Genomic DNA, 5,139 nt, shown 5'->3' with positions numbered 1-5,139 from the left:
CTCCTCGGCGCCGGCCATGCACTGGCGCATGCCGCTCGCGACGATCTTGAACCCCGCCCGGTCGAGCGCGCGCGAGACGGCGGCGAGCTGGGTGACCACATCCTTGCAGTCCCGGCCCGCCTCGATCATCGCGATCACTCCGGCCAACTGGCCCTGCGCGCGACGCAGTCGGTTCAGGACCGCGCCGACCGCCTCCTCGTCCACCTGCATGTCGGGCCCGCCTTTCGCATCGACTATCGATGGACAAGTGTACCCGGCGGGGTATTCATTCCCGGATGGCGAAAGCCGTGCCCCTCGCCGCCGCCCTCCCGGCAGCGGCTCAGCGGCGGGCCAGGCGGCGCTCCCCGCCTGCCCCGGTCGCGTACGGGATCTCGTAGTGCGCGAACACGGCGGGCTCGTCCTCGACCGGCAGCACGTCGTCGGTGCCGATCGCGGGGGCCTGCTTCACCTGGTTGCGCGGGTACGCCACCCGGACGTAGTCCGGCCCGGCCACCGCCCCGTCCAGCGGGACGAACGCCAGACGGCGACGGCCCGCGAAACCGACCGTGACGGTGGCGAAGAACGGCTCGTCACTGGCCGTCTCCACGTAGACGGACTCCAGCGAGCCGATGCGGCGGTCCTTCTCGTCGACCACGGGGCGGCCGCGCCACTCGCGGATGTCCGCCATTGCGATTCCCACTGCCCGGCCTCCCGTCCCCGGTTCTTCCACTGCCCCGACCTCCCATCCTGCGCCGGGGGCGGCGGAGACGCGCGGCGAGCCCGCCGGCCTTCCCGCCCGACGGGCCCCGCCCGACGAACGGGACATACGGGGGCGGCCGAAAGGGACATACGGGGGTGACCCGGCCAACCGGCACCGAGGCCGTGACCAGGGCTTTAGGCTGTCGGCCAGCAGCGCCGGGAACGGGTCGAACGGACCCGCGGCGGGGTCCGGGGCGAAGGAGAGGGCGACCGTGGGATACGAGAACACATGGGAATCGGGCGGGGCCGGGATCCCGGCCGATCTCCGGCCCGAGATCCCGCACCCGGCCCGGATGTACGACTACTACCTGGGCGGCAAGGACAACTTCCCCGCCGACCGCGCCGCCGCGGAGACGGCGCTCGCCGCCAACCCGGAGTTCCGCTCCACCGCCCGGGCCAACCGGGGCTTCCTCACCCGCGCGGTGCGGTGCGCCGCCGACAGCGGCATCGACCAGTTCCTCGACATCGGCACCGGCATTCCGACGGCCGGGAACACCCACGAGATCGCCCGGGGTGCCAGACCGGGCGCGCGGGTCGTCTACGTGGACAACGACCCGATCGTGCTCAGCCACGCCCGCGCCCTGATGGCCGGCTCGGGCATCGGCCGCACCACCGTCATCCGGGCCGACCTGCGCGAACCCGCGGCCCTGCTGGAGGCGGTCCGGGCGGTGGACCTGCTCGACTTCTCCCGGCCGGTCGGACTCGTCCTCGCCGCCGTGCTGCACTTCCTGCGGGACGAGGACGAGCCGTACCAGGCCGTCGCCACCCTGCTGGACGCCCTGCCCTCCGGCAGCCACCTGGTCCTCTCGCACGGCACCGCGGACTTCATCCCGGCCGAGATCCGCGACCGGGTCACCGGCATCTACGACAAGGCCACCGCGCCCCTGGTCGGCCGCTCCCGCGAGGAGGTCCTGGCCTTCTTCGACGGCCTCGACCTCCTCGATCCCGGAGTGACCACCGTCCCGCTCTGGCGGCCCGAGAGCACTCCCGCACCCGGCTCCGACCGGGTCAGCATGTACGGCGCGGTGGCCCGCAAGCCCTGAGGCCCGGCGGCAGAGGCCCCCGGCCGGGTGTCCGGCCCGCGTGTCCGGCCGGGGTGTCCGGATCACGAGGCCCGGGCCGGGGTGGACGGCGGGGTGGTCAGGGAGTTCGGAGGCCGGTCAGGAACCCGTCGACGAGCGCGACGAACCGCTCGGGCTCCTCCGCCCACGGGCGGTGGCCCGAACGCACCAGCACGTCCAGCCCGCCGTGCGGCAGGCAGGCCGCCAACGCCCGGGCCGGGGCGGTGCCGGTCATGCCGTCGAAGGCGCCGGCCAGGACCACCAGCGGCTCGCCCCGGCCCACGAGTTCGTAGCCGATCTCGGAACCGTCGAAGGAGGGGAAGCTCGGCATGCCGCAGACCGTCCCACGGCGGACGCCGCGGCGGCACCGGATTCCGCATAGTGGTCCACACCACCTTGAGCGCAACGGTCCGCCCGGTGAAGGATGGACCGTTCGAGTACGTCAGTGACGGCGGTTCCGGGGAGAACCGCGTGATCGGGGAGGCCATGTGATCATCGCCCGCGAGGTGGAGCTCGACCGCGACGAGGTGTTCGAGCTGTACGACGCGGTGGAGTGGAAGGGCTACACCAGCGACATCGACAAGCTGATGCGCGGACTGGCCAACTCCCATCTCGTCGTCACCGCGCGCGACGAGTCCGGGGAACTGCTCGGGCTGGCCCGCACCGTCTCCGACGACGAGGCGGTCTGCTACGTCCAGGACGTCCTGGTCCACCCGCGCCACCACCGCGAGGGCGTCGGGCGCGCGCTGATGGAGCACCTGATGGACCGCTACGCGCACTGCCGGTTCTTCCTGCTCTCCACCGACCACGAGTCCACGCCGGAGGGCGTGCGCAACCACGCCTTCTACCGGTCGTTGGGCTTCCTCTCCTACGAGGAGAAGGGGATGTCGGCCTTCGGGCTGCCCCGGGTCCGCCCGCCGCGCACCGGAGCGGAGCGGGGCGAGGGCTGACCCCACTCCGTTCCGGGGCGGCCGCTCAGGACGGGCGGCCGGGCGGCACCAGACCGGTCTGGTAGGCGATGGCGACCAGCTGGGCACGGTCGCGGGCGTCCAGCTTGGACATCGCCCGGTGCACGTGGGTCCGCACGGTGAAGGGGCTGACGAACATCCGCTCGGCGATCTCCTCGTTGGTGAGGCCGGTGGCGGCCATCGACATCACCTCGCGCTCGCGGGCGGTGAGGACGGACAGCCGCTCGCTCGCGGGGGTCGCGGACGCCTGGTCGGGCTGGGCCAGCAGTTGGTCGATCACGGCCCGGGTGGCGGCGGGCGAGAGCAGCGGCTCGCCCGCCGCGACGGTGCGGACGGCGGCGAGCAGTTCGTTCGGGTCGGCGCCCTTGCCGAGGAAGCCGCCGGCGCCCGCGCGCAGCGCCTGGGCCACGTACTCGTCGATCTCGAAGGTGGTGAGGATCAGCACCCGGGTGCCGGCCAGTTCCTCGTCGCCGCAGATCTCGGCGGTGGCGCCGAGGCCGTCGGTGCCGGGCATCCGGATGTCCATCAGCACGACGTCGGGCTTGGTCGCCCGGGCGAGCTCGACGGCCTCCCGGCCGTCGGCGGCCTCGCCGACCACCTCCATGTCCTCCTCCGCCTCGATCAGCATGCGGAAGGCGCCGCGCAGCAGGGCCTGGTCGTCCGCGAGCAGTACCCGGATGGTCATGCGTGGTCCCTGTCCTCTCGAACGGCGCGGTCCGCTCGGGCGGCGCGGTCGTCCTGTCCTTCGGCTGGTGTCGGGCGGTCGGTGTAGTCGGTGTGGTCGGTGTGGTCGGCGCGAACGGCGTGGGCGGTGAGGTCCACGCGAGCGGTGCGGGTGGTGAGGTCAATGAGGTCGGTGTGGGCCGCGCGGTCGTCGCGGTCGTCGCGCGCGGTACGGGCCGCCCGGACCACGTCGGCGGCGGTGAGGGCGGCCGCCGTCTGGGGGCCGTCGTCCCGGGCGCCGGTGCGCAGCGGCAGTTCGGCGATGACCAGGAAGCCCCCGTCGGGCCGCCGGTCGGCGCTGAGCCGGCCGCCGACCGCGCCGGCCCGTTCGCGCATGCCGATCAGGCCGAATCCGCTCTCGCCAGGGGGGTGCTGGGACCGGGGGACGGCTCGGGGGCGTCCGATCGCGATCGGCCGGCCGTTGGCGACGCTCACGGCGACCCGGGTCCCGCTGTAGGCCAGGGTGACCTCGGCGTCGGCCCCGTGGGCGTGCTTGGCCACGTTGGTCAGCGACTCCTGGACGATCCGGTAGGCGGTGAGGTCCACTCCTGGCGACAGTGGGCGGGCCTCGCCCTCGACGGTGAGCCGGACCGGCAGGCCCGCCCGCTCGAAGGTGTTGATCAGTTCGGGCAACCGGTCCAGGCCGGGAGCGGGTTCGAGTGGGGCCGGCTCCTCGGCGCGGCGCAGCAGGCCGACGGTGGCACGCAACTCCTGGAGGGCCGAGCCGGTGGCGTCGGTGATGTGGCTGAGCACCTCGCGGGCCTTGACGGGGTGGCGGTCCATGAGGTGGACGGCGATGGCGGCCTGGGCGTTGGCCAGGGCGATGTGGTGGGCCACCACGTCGTGCAGGTCGCGGGCGATCCGGATCCGCTCGTCGGCGACCCGCCGGCGGGCCTCCTCCTCGCGGGTGCGCTCGGCCCGTTCGGCGCGCTCCTCGATGGCCGCGAGGTGGACGCGGCGGTTGCGGATGGAGTCGCCGAGGGCTCCGGGCAGCAGGGCCCAGGCCAGGACGCCGATCCGTTCGCCGATCGCCCCGCCGGGGCCCAGCAGCAGGGAGGTCCCGGTGAGCAGCACGGTTGAGAGGACGGAGACGCGGAAGGCGGTCGCGCGGTCGGTACGGACGGCGAGGAAGTAGAGCGAGAGCAGCAGCGGGGCGGACAGCATCGGGGTGAGCCGGGGGGCGCTCCAGACGAGCAGCATGGTGCAGAACAGGGTGAAGAACACCACTGCGCGCGGCCGACGACGGTGGAAGAACACCGCGACGGCCGAGACGAGCGCGAGGACGCAGGTCATCGGGTCGACCTTGATGAACTTCCCGGCGGCCTGGTCCGTGGTGGCGCCGAGGGCGGTGATCACGATCAGGGCCACGCCTCCGGCGGCGTCGAGCAGCCGGGGGTGGTCGCGGCGCAGGCGTTGCCAGGTGTCGCTCATGCTCGTGCTCTCCGGGTCGGGGGCCTGGCCGCGCCCTCGCCGGGCGGTGCCAGTTCGTGCCGCGCCCGCCCCGGCAAGGGGGCGGCGGGGCGCGGTCGGGGGCCGCCGCGTGTGCGACGGCCCCTGACGTCAACGGTAAACGGTTGGGCTCGAACCATTGTCCGAGCCGACCGGTGCCGACCGGATCCGGCCCCGGGGGTGCCGGGGAGGTCCGGGGC

General features: G+C 73.8%; 7 protein-coding genes. 2 read left to right on the top strand and 5 right to left on the bottom strand.

Going from position 1 to position 5,139, the window contains the following annotated elements; all coding sequences use genetic code 11:
* A partial coding sequence (locus tag ACFRMQ_RS37850) for a metal-sensitive transcriptional regulator (protein ID WP_380735412.1) occupies window positions 1-210 on the bottom strand: 210 nt, incomplete at its 3' end.
* 109 nt (window positions 211-319) lie between these two features.
* The gene (locus ACFRMQ_RS37845; protein WP_380735413.1) at window positions 320-667 is read right to left on the bottom strand and encodes a PRC-barrel domain-containing protein; all 348 of its coding nucleotides are present in this window, start codon (window positions 665-667) and stop codon (window positions 320-322) included.
* 283 nt (window positions 668-950) lie between these two features.
* On the opposite strand from ACFRMQ_RS37845, the gene ACFRMQ_RS37840 reads away from it, so the two are divergent.
* Entirely contained in the window at window positions 951-1,781 is an 831-nt protein-coding gene (locus tag ACFRMQ_RS37840) for an SAM-dependent methyltransferase (protein ID WP_380735411.1), read from the top strand.
* A 97-nt stretch (window positions 1,782-1,878) separates the two neighbouring features.
* Here the strand turns inward: ACFRMQ_RS37840 and ACFRMQ_RS37835 are convergent, their stop codons facing one another.
* The gene (locus tag ACFRMQ_RS37835; RefSeq protein WP_380735410.1) at window positions 1,879-2,130 is read right to left on the bottom strand and encodes an alpha/beta fold hydrolase; all 252 of its coding nucleotides are present in this window, start codon (window positions 2,128-2,130) and stop codon (window positions 1,879-1,881) included.
* Between the two features lie 157 nt (window positions 2,131-2,287).
* Between ACFRMQ_RS37835 and ACFRMQ_RS37830 the strand changes: the two genes are divergently transcribed.
* Entirely contained in the window at window positions 2,288-2,749 is a 462-nt protein-coding gene (locus tag ACFRMQ_RS37830; RefSeq protein WP_380735409.1) for a GNAT family N-acetyltransferase, read from the top strand.
* A gap of 25 nt (window positions 2,750-2,774) precedes the next feature.
* Here ACFRMQ_RS37830 and ACFRMQ_RS37825 read toward each other — a convergent pair whose 3' ends face one another.
* Together ACFRMQ_RS37825 and ACFRMQ_RS37820 are read right to left on the bottom strand one after the other, a co-directional pair.
* Window positions 2,775-3,452: a response regulator gene (locus ACFRMQ_RS37825; protein WP_380735408.1), complete on the bottom strand. Its 678-nt coding sequence runs from the start codon at window positions 3,450-3,452 to the stop codon at window positions 2,775-2,777.
* A complete protein-coding gene (locus ACFRMQ_RS37820) occupies window positions 3,449-4,921 on the bottom strand; it encodes a sensor histidine kinase (RefSeq protein ID WP_380735407.1) in 1,473 nt (490 codons plus the stop codon). The genes ACFRMQ_RS37825 and ACFRMQ_RS37820 overlap by 4 nt, the downstream gene beginning before the upstream one ends.
* Between the last annotated feature and the right edge of the window lie 218 nt (window positions 4,922-5,139).

Origin of the sequence: Kitasatospora sp. NPDC056783 (assembly GCF_042789895.1) — a bacterium.
GTDB lineage: Bacteria > Actinomycetota > Actinomycetes > Streptomycetales > Streptomycetaceae > Kitasatospora.
The sequence above is the reverse complement of the archived record's forward strand: the minus strand, read 5'-3'. Positions and strand labels throughout refer to the sequence as shown.

Excerpts from the sequence above, each read along its gene's own strand:
- ACFRMQ_RS37845 (WP_380735413.1), bottom strand. The coding sequence starts at position 667 with ATGGCGGACATCCGCGAGTGGCGCGGCCGCCCCGTGGTCGACGAGAAG.
- ACFRMQ_RS37820 (WP_380735407.1), bottom strand. The coding sequence starts at position 4,921 with ATGAGCGACACCTGGCAACGCCTGCGCCGCGACCACCCCCGGCTGCTC.
- ACFRMQ_RS37825 (WP_380735408.1), bottom strand. The coding sequence starts at position 3,452 with ATGACCATCCGGGTACTGCTCGCGGACGACCAGGCCCTGCTGCGCGGC.
- ACFRMQ_RS37835 (WP_380735410.1), bottom strand. The coding sequence starts at position 2,130 with ATGCCGAGCTTCCCCTCCTTCGACGGTTCCGAGATCGGCTACGAACTC.